Origin of the sequence: Flavobacterium gillisiae (genome assembly GCF_900107635.1) — a bacterium.
In the GTDB taxonomy this organism is placed as follows: Bacteria; Bacteroidota; Bacteroidia; order Flavobacteriales; family Flavobacteriaceae; genus Flavobacterium; species Flavobacterium gillisiae.
The window spans coordinates 104,107-118,345 of the sequence record NZ_FNRD01000002.1; the positions used below are offsets into that span (position 1 = coordinate 104,107).

The following is a 14,239-nucleotide window of genomic DNA, read 5'->3' on the forward strand; positions in this document are numbered from 1 at the left end:
TATGAATGTATCTATACTGTTAATTATACTTTTTGTTGGCGCCTTTGCAACGTATCTGGCTGGTGACAAACTAGCTTCAAAAGTAGCACTGTTCTTTAGCCTATCGTCTTTAGGATGTGCAATTGTATTGTTAAATCAATTTAATGCTGGTGAAAACATTAGTGTTATCCATCAATGGATCAACCAACCAAATATCTCATTTGCACTTCTAGCAGATGGTTTATCAATTGCTATGTTACTATTGACATTAGCATTGACTCCAATTATTATCTTTTCTTCTTTTGAGAATGAATATAAAAATGCGAAAGCGTTTTATGCACTAATCTTATTTATGGCTTTTGCCATGGTTGGAACATTTTTAGCTTCAGATGGTCTTTTATATTACATCTTCTGGGAATTGTCATTAATTCCTATTTACTTCATTGCCTTAATTTGGGGTAATGGTGACGCAGAAGAACGTAAAAAAGCAGTGATAAAATTCTTTATCTATACTTTAGCTGGATCTCTGTTTATGCTAATCGCCTTTGTTTATTTATACCAACAAGCAGGAAGCTTTTTATTAGAAGATTTATACAAATTAAACTTATCATCAACCGAACAATTATGGATATTCTTGGCGTTTTTCTTAGCCTACGCTATTAAAATTCCACTTATTCCTTTCCATACCTGGCAAGCAAGCGTTTACCAAAAAGCACCTGCCGTGGGAACGATGTTGCTTTCAGGGATTATGCTAAAAATGGGATTGTACAGCGTTATTCGTTGGCAACTGCCTATTGCTCCGCTTGCAGCAAAAGAATACATGTATATCTTTATCAGCTTAGGAATTGCAGGAGTAATCTACGGTTCGATTGTAGCCTTGAGACAAAAAGACTTAAAAAAGCTACTTGCTTATTCTTCATTAGCTCACGTTGGCTTAATTGCAGCAGGAACCTATACACTTACAATTGATGGATTACGTGGTGCAGTACTACAAATGATTGCTCACGGTTTCGTCGTAGTTGGATTATTTTTTATCTCTGAAATTATTTTCAGAAGATATGAAACCCGAACTATGGCTGAAATGGGCGGTATTCGTTCGCAATCACCAAAATTTGCTTCGATGTTTTTACTTTTAGTATTAGCCTCTGTTGCGCTTCCTACTACTTTCAACTTCGTTGGAGAATTCACGGTATTGTACAGTCTTTCACAAATAAATCTATGGTTTGCCTTTTTAGGAGGAACAACTATCATCTTAGGAGCATACTATATGTTGAAAATGTACCAACAAGTAATGCTTGGAGAAACGAATACAAAAGTGTTTATGGATGTTACTTTTAAAGAAGGATTTGCTTTGGTTCTAATCTTAGCTGTTTTATTCTTTTTTGGAATGTATCCAAAACCAATCACAGACTTAATCACACCAAGTTTGGAAAATATTATCACTCAAATAAACAGAATTAACTAGTCAAATAAAAAAAATGAATACATTAATAGCTATAATAGGATTAGGTGTTTTATGCCTTTTATTTGAAATTTTCGATCTACGAAAAGCGATTATTCCTGCAACAATCATTGGATTACTAGCCATACTAGGTCTTGATATCTCTGAATTTAATTCTCCTGCCGCTTACTACAACAATATGATTATTGTGAGTAAATTTTCGACTGCATTCAGTGGTTTATTTATCATCTTGACCATTTTCTTAGTGGCACTGAGCCACAAATTCTATGAACATCAACAAACTAAAATTTCTGATTTTATTGCCATAAAAATATTTTTATTGGCAGGAACCGTTGCTATGGTTTCTTTTGGAAATTTAGCGATGTTCTTTTTAGGAATCGAAGTATTGTCTATTGCCTTATACGTATTAGCATCAAGCAATCGATTGAGTATAAAAAGTAACGAAGCCGGACTTAAATATTTCCTAATGGGATCCTTTGCTTCTGGAATCATCTTGTTTGGTATCTGTCTAATTTACGGAGCTATGGGAAGTTTTGATGTTACTGAAATCAGTGAAATGTCACGTTCTGCTGAATTACCTGTTTGGTTTCCAATAGGGATTGTATTGCTTTTTGTTGGAATGCTTTTCAAAATTGCAGCTGTTCCGTTCCATTTTTGGGCTCCAGATGTTTATGAAGGTTCTCCTGCACTGACTACTGCCTTAATGAGTACGTTGGCAAAAGTAGTGGCAATTGCTACTTTATATAAATTAGTTACCATTATGAACGCCGATATTTCAGCGGCTTTTCAACTCGTTATCGTTATCATTTCTATGGCGTCAATGACCGTAGGAAACATCATGGCATTGCGCCAAGTAAACGTAAAACGAATGCTAGCATATTCTGGGATATCCCATGCCGGTTTTATGTTAATGACTTTGTTGAGTACTACTAACGCGGCAGGAACATTATTGTATTACACCTCAGCGTATGCATTGGCGGGAATCGCTGCCTTTAGCGTCATTATCTATGTTTGTAAAAACAATGAAAATGAAGACATGGCTAATTTCCACGGATTAGGAAAAACCAACCCCTTATTAGCGGCTATTCTAACGGCTTCTTTATTGTCTATGGCAGGTATTCCAATTTTCGCAGGTTTCTTTGCTAAATTGTTTTTATTCAATAACATGCTACAAGCAGGCTTTATTGCTTTAGTGATCGTTGCTGTGATCAATTCGATTATCAGCGTAGGATACTACTTTAAATTGATCCTGGCGATGTATACCAAAGAGCCTAATGAAGAAAGAACGGGAACTCCTGTTGTTATTTATGCAGTTGCCGTTATAGCGATTGTCTTGAATATTGCACTAGGTTTGTTTCCATCATTTGTTTTGGATTTACTGGCATAAACTTTCTTTTTAAACTATATAGAAAACCATTCGCAGCGGCGAATGGTTTTTTTTATGTCTAAACTATCCAACCCTGATCAATACGATAGCACCTAATAGGCTTTCGATTCATTACAATCGCATTTTTACCTCACAGTTTATACCAACCAAAAATCCCGCTGATACGAATACCAACGGGATATTTCTAACTAATTAATTATAGCATTTAATCTTAGAAATTTCTGTAAAATTTCTCATACCCTAAATCTAACATTTAGTTTGTGGCTATGTTCTATTGCAGTATTTTCAAAACTCAAATAGTATTACAATAACCTAATTCCTTCCGCCAATTCTAACAGCTACACTTCCACCAACTCTTGGCTCATGTCTGTCGATTATAATATCCTGACTTCTGAAATCGTAGTCGGCGTAGTCGTTTGATACTTGGTTATATCCTGAATCACAATGGTCGTTATCGTTATTTCTATACACTCTACTTCCTTTTACAGAACCGAAAGTATCAACAACCTGACCACGACGATTATAGATAATCTCTAAACCACCCACTCGTTCTAAAGCATAACGGTTGTATGACATCTGTACTGAACCCACACGTTGGACTCTATCATTCCTATCATAACTAATACTAATATTACCGATACGTCTCACTCTACCCATTCTATCGTGTTCAACATTAACCCCATAATACCTATTATTATGACTACCACGTTCGTCATAGTTTTTATTACCACTACTATACGGTCGATTGTATTTATGACGAGCATCCGGTCTCGTATTAAAATCAAATTGTCCGTCGGTAAATATGAAGAACTCTACTCCACTTTCCATGAACACAATTGGCTCCGCATTTCTAAAATCAACAGCTACTCTTCTCTCAAGAGAAAAGGTATTTCTCTCTGTTGCATTTGCTACACCACCTCCAATTAAAAGGATACTAGCTACTAAAAAGGTAATTTTTTTCATAATAATTCTATTTTGGGTTTTGCCTACTCATGAGCTTTTCGGCTTTCGCTTTTTCATTGTTGTTTGAAATGAGATATTCAAGTAGCGTGCCAAAGATTTAAGTCACATTTTACAACTTTGAAGAATGAAATGGTTTCACACTAGTAAATCTCTAAACATCACCATTGTACGCTACTTCTGAATTCGAATAATAATAACTTATACGAACTCGATATTAACTTTGTTTTAATACAATTGCTTTCTCATACCAGGCAACTTTCTTCCTTAATTGACGGAATAGGACATAGAACACCATTCTTTTTTGTACTACTTTTCTCCACTCTTAAAACACTTCCAAAAATAAATAGTAGTTATCCCCCTGAAAATTTATTCCAAATTTCACAAATGACATCTTCGATAAAAAACAAGATGCTTCTCACTAAAATTAAAGATAAACACAAGTAGTAAAGTGTAATAACAGCTATTTAATCATACTATAAATGTAATTTTTTTCAGATAGTTACGGTCTTATATTGTAGTTCAGCGTATTAATTTGTATTTTAACGGTTCTTTAGCGTAATTTAGCCCACCGTATGAATCAATAAATATTCAAGTAATTTTATTTAAAAATTACAATATAATTAATCGTCAACATAAATCTTCGCACGCAAGTGATGTATCTCAAGAATAGATTTACAACAGAATTGCAAAGCGACTATATTTACCACTATGAAAAACTATTTATTGTTATTGATAATAATCGGATCTTCCTCATCGATATGGGGACAAGATATTTTGAGCAATAGGGCCGATGTTCAACGAGTAACTAATAAATCTGTAGCAAACAGTGAAATAACATCTATACTTAAAAAAGCAAATACTTTCTCAATTAAAGAAGTAGATTCTGCTACAATTTATTTTCATAAGGCAATGGCATTGGCGCATACAATGAAGTCAAACAAGCAAGTGGCCGAAGTATTGCTAAGCAAAGGACTGTATTATCATAACCATTATCACTATGTAGAAGCGATTAAACATTTTGAAGAAGTGTCTTTATTGTTAGTCGAATTAAAAGACTATAGCAAACTTGCTTTGGTTAATATATATATAGGGAGTGCATATGAGTATTCCTACTCTGAAGACAAAGCTTTTAAAAGTTATTTACGTGCTTTAAAAAATTATAGGGATATTAAAGATGAAATTGGAATTGCAAAAGTCTATTCTCGAATTGGAAATGTATATTATCAGAAAAAAAATTACACTATTTCTGTTGACTATTTTAATAAAGCATTAGAGCTTTATAAAAAAAACCAAGATAAATCCGGAGTAGCCTACAGTTATTCAAGTATTGCTAATTCAATTACAGACAGCGGTGATTATGAAAAAGGATTAGAATTTTACAGCAAGTCAAATGAGATGTTCTTTACACTTAAAGATGACTATGGTGTTGCGGTAAATTACAACAATATAGGTGACACGTATATTAATCTTAAGCAATATGACAAAGCATTGGAGTATTTTCAAAAATCCTTAACTATTTCTAAAAAGATTGATAATAAGGATATGCTTGCAGTAATTTACTTGAACGTTGCTAATATTAAATATAAACAAAATAACTTTCAGGAAGCAATTAGCTACGCGAATAAAAGTCAAAAAATAAGTATTGCAATTGATGACCTGGCCTACCAAGCTGAAAATTTATCAACCTTGTCAAAGGCATATGAAAAAATTAAAAATTATCAAAAAGCACTAAAATATAAAAATCAATATATTCAAGCAAAAGAAAAAATGCTTTCAGACAACAATGATGGTAAAGTTTTACTATTTCAACAGTTGGTCGACCACGAAAAGAAGCTAGCCACAATTAATGACTTAACAATAAAGAATGAGAATACTGAGCTAAAATTACAGTCTAAAAAAAGATTGAGTTATTTCTTTATTTTTATTTTTTCTATTTCTATCGGTTTCATAGCGTTTTTAATTGTACAACAGAACTCTAAAAAGAAGGCATATAAATTACTAGCCGCCAAAAGCGAACAGATTAGCGTGATGAATGATGAAATTCAAGTACAGCGCGACCACTTAAAGGATTTAAACAGTGCAAAAGATAAGTTTTTTAAAATATTAGCGCATGATTTAAAAAATCCATTAAGCGCAATCGAAGGTCTTACAGAATTAATGATTGAGGACGATGCTTCACTAGATGAGACCGAAAAAATGTTGTTTTTAAAATCTATTAATGAATCAGCTCATAAAGCATCTTCCATTTTGAATGAATTGTTTATATGGGCAATTAGCCAAGAGACTATTCTAAAAACTAAAAGTATCGTTCTTTTTAGTTTAATTAGTGATGAAATTAAATTACTTGAAATACAGGCGCTACATAAAAAAGTTTCAGTAATTATAAATGTTGATACAAATATTTCTGTAGATGCAGATGAAAACATGTTAGCTACTGTTTTACGAAATTTAATTTCCAATGCCATCAAATATTCAAATTCTCATGGAGAAATAGCAGTAACGACTAAGGAAGAAAATGGTTTTGTTGAAGTTACAATAAAGGACGATGGTATTGGGATGTCACAATCTGAAATTAAAAACATCTTTACAGCAGATTTTAATAAATCAAAAATGGGCACGGCAAATGAAGAAGGCCATGGATTAGGATTGATTTTGTGTAAAGAATTTATTGAGAAACAAGGCGGGAAGATTTGGGTTCAAAGTATTGTTGATAAAGGAAGCGAATTTAAATTTACTTTACCTCTATCTGTTCAAAACGAAAAGCAATTAGTGTAAAGCTAGCTCAAATAAAAAGTTTTACCACCAAAACTAATATCGTACTTATGATATAATCTTTTTCAATGACTTTTTCATATACATCTTTACTAAACATGTACAATTTGGAAGGTTTTTTGGAACCCGCTACCTTTCGTTTATCGTCTAGAGGAACGATGTAAGATTTACTAATGGTTTTCTTTCTAAAATTTCTATTGTCTAATTCAATGTTTAGTAGAATTTCGAAAGCCATTTGAAGTTCATTTAACGTAAACTTTATTGGAACCAAATCAAACATAACCGGCTCCGTAGTAACTTTACTTTTTAAGTCATCATAGGCGTCGTTAATAATCAATTCATGATCAAAACCTACTTGCGGAAGTGATTCTACCGGAAACCAACTAAAATTACTATTTGCTGCTATTGTAATATTCTCTTGGGGTAACGTCAAATAATAAACTACAGTAATGGTTCTAGCCTCTCCTCCTTTACTTCTAACCCATAATATATCTTTATCCGATTTGACTCTCTTGTGACTTCCGTAGGTTCTGAATTGCTTTTTGTTGGAAAAACTATCGTCGGTCACCTCCTTTAAGATCTTGTCTGCAGATTGTCCCAAGTTATTACTTTTAAACACGTTTTCACCAGGTAAAATCCAATCATCTATTACAGGATAGTTTTCGTTGAATAAGTTTAAACTACGTTTTTCGAGCAAAACATTTAGACTATCTGAACCTAGACCAAAAATCACACAATCTACCGATAAGTTATTTATTTTTCTAAAGTCCATATTATGAAATTGGTTTTGCCATACATTCGTACCTCACAAATATAGCTGTTTTAATTTTTTTATTAGAGAAAAAATCAATTATCCAGAGCAAACATAGTAACGTTTTTATACCACCAATTTACAAATTACTTCACGAGGCAAAAAGCCACACAACACCTATCTTTTGTAATTTAACAATCAATAATTACTACTAAATTCCTAACTGTATCCTACAGTGATTACGATTAAGAATTGACCTTTCCTATTTTACTAGTTTCGACATCATGATATTAACCAACAAAACGAAGACTAGCTAATTTTAAATTTAAATACGTATTTTTAAGCTTTTAAATCACACATTATAGCTTCCCCACTACTATGGCAAAATCCTATTATCTTAATGCAGAAAACTTAAGTTCATTGCCTAAAGATGTTTCTATCCCTTCGTATGACAGGAACCTTATCAATACCAGTATTTTACACATTGGAGTGAGTAATTTTCATCGTTCACATCAAGCCTACTATATTCATGAACTGATAGATAAATATAAGGAGCTAGACTATGGCATTTGCGGAGTAGATTTGCTTGATTCTGATCGAAAAATTTATAATATTTTAAAAGACCAAGATGGACTTTATACCCTTTATACCAAAGAAACAAACGGTTCCCATAAAGCCAAAGTTATCGGTTCGATAGTAGAATATTTTTTTGGTCCTGAAAACCCTTTAGCTGTCATTGAAAAGATGGCAAATCCCGACATTAAAATAATCTCTTTGACAATTGCTGAAGATGGGTATCACCTAAATGAAATCACTGGAGAGTTTGATATAAATCATCCAGAAGTGACGGAGGATATTAAAAATCCCTTTAGTCCAAAAACAGTTTTTGGTTATTTAACTCAATCTTTCAAATTAAGAAAACTAAGAAATCTTCCTGGTTGTACAATTCTTTCCTGCGACAACATAAAGTCTAATGGAGACACGATGAAACAATCACTATTTAATTATGTGAGCAAAACGGAGCCCGATCTCCTAGATTGGATTTCAAAAAACACTAGTTTTCCAAATACCATGGTGGATAGGATTACGCCAATTACCAATTCTAAAGATATCCAAACCCTTAAAGAAGATTTTTTTATTGATGATCAATTACCAGTGGTTTGCGAATCTTTTTCGCAATGGGTAATTGAAGACAAGTTTATTCATGACAAACCGGCCTGGGATAAAGTTGGTGTACAATACACAGATAATATTGGTCCATTTGAAAATTTAAAACTCCGATTACTGAATGCTAGCCACAGCATACTAGGAATTTTAGGTACTTTACATGGCTATAAAACAGTGTATGAAGCTGCAAACGATGAAGATTTTATGTTTTTTCTAAAAACATTTTTGGATAACGAAGTAACACCAACGCTGACAGATTCAGATAAAGAAAGTATCGAAAACTATAAAAACAATTTAGTTTCCCGATTCCAAAATCCGCATATCAATGACCAATTATTCAGGATTTGCCAACAAAGTTCGGCTAAAATTCCCTTATTCATTCTGCCCACCGTCAAACACCAATTACAAAACGAAAAGAACGTTAAAGAAGCGGCTTTTATCATTGCGGCTTGGGCTAAATACAATGATGGCCTTGATGATAACGATATGCCTTACGACATTATCGATACTATGAGCGGTAGACTTATTAGAACGGCGGCACTTTCTATCCAAAACCCTCTTAAATTCATTGAAATCAAATCAATTTTTGATGACCTGAGTGAAAATGAGACCTTCACTTCTTATTATTTAGAAGCATTTACTCAACTACGAGAACATAAGGTAAAAGAGTGTATCCAAAATTGGAATGCTAATTAATTCTCTAAGGCGCAAACATTGGAAAACAATAAAACCTCATGATTTACACCATGAAGTTTTACTAGAAATAAAAAAATAGTTCAAGCTAAAATTTTTATTACAAGGAATTACAAATTCTCCTTACGAAACTGTTTTACCCATTAATTTATTGATTTCTGCTTCTTCAACCTTTGGATTAGCACCTTCATAACTTGCTACCAATGCTCCCATGGCACAAGCATAATCTAAAGCGTCTTGTGGATCATATTTTTTTACTAATTTATTGATTAATGTACCCAAAAAAGAATCACCAGCGCCAACAGTATCTGCAACGGTAATTTTGTACCCAGGGTTAGAATAAAAATCCCCTTCAAAATACAAAACAGCACCTTTACTTCCTTTGGTTACACAAATACAGTCTGTATTAGTTTTTTGAGCAATAAACAAAATAGCTGCTTCTAATGTTTGCGCCTCTGCCCCTAATAATCCTGCTATTTCCAAAATTTCGTCATCATTGAACTTCACAAAATTAGCTTCATTCATCAAATGTGATAAAACATCTAATGAATAATATGGCTTGCGCAAATTCACATCAAATATTTTATATTTTGCTAATTTCAGCAGCTCGTATAATGTGTTTTTAGATGTTATGTCTCTACAAGCTAAGCTTCCATAAATAAAAACATCGGCGGCTTTAGTAAGTTCTATAGCAATATCCGTCAATTGGATTTTATCCCAAGCACGCGGTTGCATTATATCATAAGAAGCAGATCCATTATCGTCTAGGGTCACTTTGACTTTACCTGTTTTAAATTCAGAATCAATTTGGACACCTTTAGTCTCAACATTATTTTCTTTTAAAAAGGCTATTACCTGATCTCCCATTTCATCCGTTCCAATTCTGCTAATAACGGCCACCTCATTCTGCATAGATTCTAACCTCACAGCAACATTAAGCGGCGCTCCTCCTATCTTTTTATGAGTTGGAAATACATCCCACAATACTTCTCCAAAACAAGTTGCCTTTATCATTACTTTTGAATTAAAAAGTTACTATTCATTTCCACTATACATTTCTCTACACCAAAACTTACGATATCCTGATAGGCTTTCGCGAAAGCGTCAGAAAACAGCTCCGATTGACTTAAATTTCCAAAAACAGCTTCCAATTCTAAAAATAATTTTGGATTTTCTTGTGCTAATTTGGCTTGCGCCAAAAGAGTTTCTTGCAAAGCATCTTTGATATTGATTGCTTCCTTTTTTTCATTAAATCCCAAACTATAAATTGCCCAAGCAGCCAATACTAACGACGCATGGCTAATCGCTTTATTTCCTTTTAATTGCTCTTGCACGGTTGGCAATATAAATTTCGGGATTTTTGCCGAACTCTCCGAACAGATTCTATCAATTTGGTCTTTGATGTAAATATTACTGAAACGATTTATAAGTGTTTGTTTGTAAGCAGTTAAATCCATTCCTTCTAAATCACGAAGAATTGGCGTTACCTCAACATCCAAATAGTTAGCCAAGAAAATTCCAATAGCTGGGTCAGTAACGGCTTCGTCAATGGTAGAATATCCCATCAAACTACCTAGAATTCCAACAACTGAATGTCCAGCATTCAATAAACCTAATTTCATTTTTTCGAAAGGAGCAACATTTTTTACAAATTGAACACCAACGGACTCCAAGTTTGGTCTTCCTGCAATAAATTCATCCTCGATAACCCATTGTTTAAAAGATTCACAAACAACTGGCCATTGATCTTCTATACCAGAAACTTCTTTAAGTTCTGCAATATCAGTAGGCATTGTAGCAGGCGTGATTCTATCTACCATACTATTGGGGAAAGATACGTTGCTTTCGATCCATTCTAATAATTCTGGTTGTGCGAAAGCCACATACGACAAAAGCATTTTCTTAGTTACATGTCCGTTCCCTTCGATGTTATCACAAGAAAGGATGGTTATCGCACCTGTTTTTTGTTCTTTTCTTAATTGTAAAGCCTGCGTTAAATACCCAAAGATCGTTTTTGGAGCCTCCGGATTTTTACTGTCGTGTATAATTTGAGGATTCTCTAAATTGAATTCTCCCGTCGCTTCGTTCAAATTATAACCGCCTTCAGTAATCGTAAGGGTTATAATTTTGACATCAGGATGTGCCATTTTTTCAATCACTGCTTTTGGACTATCGGGAGCGAATAAATACTCTACAATTGACCCTATAATTCTTTTAGTCAAAGTCCCATCTAATTCTTTTACAACTAGTGTATATAAACCATCCTGATCTTTAAGCGTATTGTATATTTTTTGATTGAAAGATAATAAAGCTACCCCACAAATCCCCCAATTTGAGTTGGATTCATCATGTAATAATTGGTCTAAATACATGGCTTCGTGCGCTCTATGAAAACCTCCTACACCAACGTGAACAATTCCTGCTTTAACATTTCCTCTATTATAACTGGGTATAGAAACCCCTGCAGTTAGCTCTTTTAAACTACTGTTTTTTAATTTATGATTTGACATGATTCCTATTTTTTGCTTTCGATTTTTTGAAATAATACGGCTAAGATGATGATCGCACCTTTTACAACTTGTTGTGGATAAGATGGCACATTTAGAAGATTTAAAATATTTCCAATCAATCCCAAGATTAGAACTCCCATAAGTGTATTTACTGCATTTCCTTTTCCACCATTTAAACTAGCACCACCAATTACAACGGCTGCAATGGCATCCAGTTCCCAAGCTACACCCATATTTGGAGAACCAAGGTTAGTTCTTGAAGCGGTAACAATAGCGGCAATAGCGGCTAAAGAACCTGAAATTGCATACACCAAGAACTTATATTTACTTACTTTAATTCCTGATAAACGTGAAGCTTCTTCGTTACTTCCCATTGCGATTACTAATCTTCCAAAAACGTTATATTTTAACATTACCGCAGCCACAGCAACGATAATAAAAAATACAATAGCGATATTAGGAACAAATAAAGTGGAATTATTTGCAAAATCAGACATAAAAGTACCACCTGGAGAGTCAAAAGTTACTGGAGAACCTTTAGAATATATAAATCCTAAACCTCTAGCGATTGTCATTAATGCCAAGGTTGCTATAAATGGTGCCATTTTTTTATAAGCTACCAAATATCCGGAGAAACTCCCTAAAGCGAATCCCATTACAATAGTTATTAAAATAGCAAGCGGCAAAACTACCATGTTTACCAAAATGGCAAATGCAACTGCTAATAATGCTACAATTGAACCTACAGACAAATCAATACCGCCTGTTAGAATTACTATTAACATTCCAATACTTACTATTCCAATTCCAGATACTTGTTTTAATAAATTAGAAAGGTTGGTTTCTGTAAAAAATACGTCTGATATTAATGCTGAAAAGATAACCAGCAAGACAAAAATAAAGATGGTGTTGTGTTTAAGCACGAACTTTAATATTCCGCCCAGACCATTTCCTTGTTTATTTATAGCTGTATTCATTTTATTTAAATTTAGTGTTATTAATGTTTATGCTTTTAATTCTTCGCCAATGGAATATCTTAAAATATTTTCTTCTGTGAATTTTTCTTTTGGCAATTCTCCAAATATAGTTCCTTTGTACATGACTAGAATTCGATCTGCAATTCCCATAATCTCCGGCATATCTGAAGAAATAACAATAACACCAACTCCTTTTTTTGCAACTTCATTGATGAGGTGATAAATTTCTATTTTGGCACCAACATCTACACCTCTTGTTGGTTCATCAATAATAATCAACTTACTATCAATACTTAACCATTTAGCTAAAGCGACTTTTTGTTGATTTCCACCAGATAAATTATTAACATTCATTTCACTACTTGGCGTTTTAATATTAAGCTTAGCAATTAAAGCACTTACATTATCACATTCTTTTTGATAATTTATAAAGCCAAACTTATCAGAAATAGGTTTAAAACTAGTAATACTTATATTACGTCTAATCGAAAGTGGTAAAAACACTCCCTCTTCCTTTCTATCTTCGGACACAAACCCTATTTCATGTTTAACGGCATCAAAAGGGGAATCGGTCTTAATCACTTTTCCGTTTAGAATTAGAGTTCCCGATTTCTTTTTATCGGCCCCAAAAATAAGTTTTGCCATTTCTGTTCTTCCACTTCCTCCCAAACCTGCAATTCCAACAACTTCACCTGGAAGTACAGAGAAAGAAATATCCTTTACAAAACCGTCACTACCGTATAGATTTCTGACTTCAAAAACAGGAGTATTATTTACTATTGCATCACGAATTGGGAATAAATCATCCAACTCACGACCAATCATTAATTTAATAACATTGTCCTTGTTAATGTCTTTGGTAGCCATACTACCAGTATCAATTCCATCCTTAAGCACTGTAATACTATCTGCTATCTTAAATATTTCATCTAAATGATGCGATATGTAAATGATAGACATTCCTTCATTTTTCAACCTCAGAAGGTTTGTAAATAATTTTTGTGCATCATGTGGGTCAAAAACAGTTGTTGGCTCATCTAAAATTAAAACTTTGGTATCTTCAGACAATGCTTTCGCAATCTCAACTACTTGTTTTTGAACAATACTTAAATCTCTAACAATTGCTGATGCATCAATTACAAATCCCAATGAATCAATTAATTCTTGAGCGTCTTTGGTGATTTTTTTCCAATTCATCCAAAATTTACTTGCTCCCAATTTGTGCAAATAAATATTTTCGGCTACTGATAAATCATTAACTAATGATAACTCTTGATACACAACACTAATTCCTAATACTTGACCGTCGTGGGTGTTTTTTGGATTAATTTCTTTACCATTCAGCAAAATTTTTCCATCATCTTTTTGATGTACCCCACTCAGAATTTTAACTAAAGTAGATTTTCCTGCTCCATTTTCCCCGAGTAAAGCATGGATTTCGCCATGTTTAACTTTTAAATTAACTCCTTCAAGAACAGAAACAACACCAAAACTTTTGGTTATTCCAGTCATCTCAACTCGGTATTCACTTTCTATTTTTTCCATACTACTTTAGTTTTATTAATTATACCCAAAGGG

Annotated in this window: 10 protein-coding genes; 4 read left to right on the forward strand and 6 right to left on the reverse strand. The window is 33.4% G+C overall.

Features of this window, described 5'->3' with window-relative positions:
* Position 1: 1 nt before the first annotated feature.
* On the forward strand, positions 2-1,444 hold the full coding sequence (locus BLV35_RS03995) for a complex I subunit 4 family protein (protein ID WP_091085105.1): 1,443 nt from the start codon (positions 2-4) through the stop codon (positions 1,442-1,444).
* A gap of 13 nt (positions 1,445-1,457) precedes the next feature.
* Positions 1,458-2,828, forward strand: coding sequence for an NADH-quinone oxidoreductase subunit N (locus BLV35_RS04000; RefSeq protein WP_091085107.1), 1,371 nt, complete (start codon positions 1,458-1,460; stop codon positions 2,826-2,828).
* A gap of 312 nt (positions 2,829-3,140) precedes the next feature.
* Here BLV35_RS04000 and BLV35_RS04005 read toward each other — a convergent pair whose 3' ends face one another.
* Positions 3,141-3,791 carry a hypothetical protein gene (locus BLV35_RS04005; protein WP_091085111.1) on the reverse strand — a complete coding sequence of 217 codons (651 nt, stop codon included), beginning with the start codon at positions 3,789-3,791 and terminating at the stop codon, positions 3,141-3,143.
* Positions 3,792-4,499: 708 nt separating this feature from the next.
* On the opposite strand from BLV35_RS04005, the gene BLV35_RS04010 reads away from it, so the two are divergent.
* Entirely contained in the window at positions 4,500-6,566 is a 2,067-nt protein-coding gene (locus BLV35_RS04010) for an ATP-binding protein (RefSeq protein WP_091085115.1), read from the forward strand.
* Between the two features lie 7 nt (positions 6,567-6,573).
* On the opposite strand, the gene BLV35_RS04015 is transcribed toward BLV35_RS04010, so the two are convergent.
* Entirely contained in the window at positions 6,574-7,335 is a 762-nt protein-coding gene (locus BLV35_RS04015) for an NUDIX hydrolase (RefSeq protein WP_091085118.1), read from the reverse strand.
* 357 nt (positions 7,336-7,692) lie between these two features.
* Between BLV35_RS04015 and BLV35_RS04020 the strand changes: the two genes are divergently transcribed.
* Complete coding sequence (locus BLV35_RS04020) at positions 7,693-9,177, forward strand: mannitol dehydrogenase family protein (RefSeq protein ID WP_091085123.1); 1,485 nt, start codon at positions 7,693-7,695, stop codon at positions 9,175-9,177.
* Between the two features lie 120 nt (positions 9,178-9,297).
* Here the strand turns inward: BLV35_RS04020 and BLV35_RS04025 are convergent, their stop codons facing one another.
* The 4 genes from BLV35_RS04025 to BLV35_RS04040 are packed head-to-tail and all read right to left on the reverse strand — an operon-like array spanning position 9,298 to position 14,206.
* Positions 9,298-10,188: a carbohydrate kinase family protein gene (locus BLV35_RS04025; RefSeq protein WP_091085126.1), complete on the reverse strand. Its 891-nt coding sequence runs from the start codon at positions 10,186-10,188 to the stop codon at positions 9,298-9,300.
* On the reverse strand, positions 10,188-11,684 hold the full coding sequence (locus BLV35_RS04030) for a mannitol dehydrogenase family protein (protein WP_091085128.1): 1,497 nt from the start codon (positions 11,682-11,684) through the stop codon (positions 10,188-10,190). Before BLV35_RS04030 ends, BLV35_RS04025 begins: the two co-directional genes overlap by 1 nt.
* A gap of 5 nt (positions 11,685-11,689) precedes the next feature.
* Positions 11,690-12,661 carry an ABC transporter permease gene (locus BLV35_RS04035; RefSeq protein ID WP_091085131.1) on the reverse strand — a complete coding sequence of 324 codons (972 nt, stop codon included), beginning with the start codon at positions 12,659-12,661 and terminating at the stop codon, positions 11,690-11,692.
* 27 nt (positions 12,662-12,688) lie between these two features.
* Positions 12,689-14,206: a sugar ABC transporter ATP-binding protein gene (locus BLV35_RS04040; protein ID WP_091085133.1), complete on the reverse strand. Its 1,518-nt coding sequence runs from the start codon at positions 14,204-14,206 to the stop codon at positions 12,689-12,691.
* Positions 14,207-14,239 lie beyond the last annotated feature (33 nt).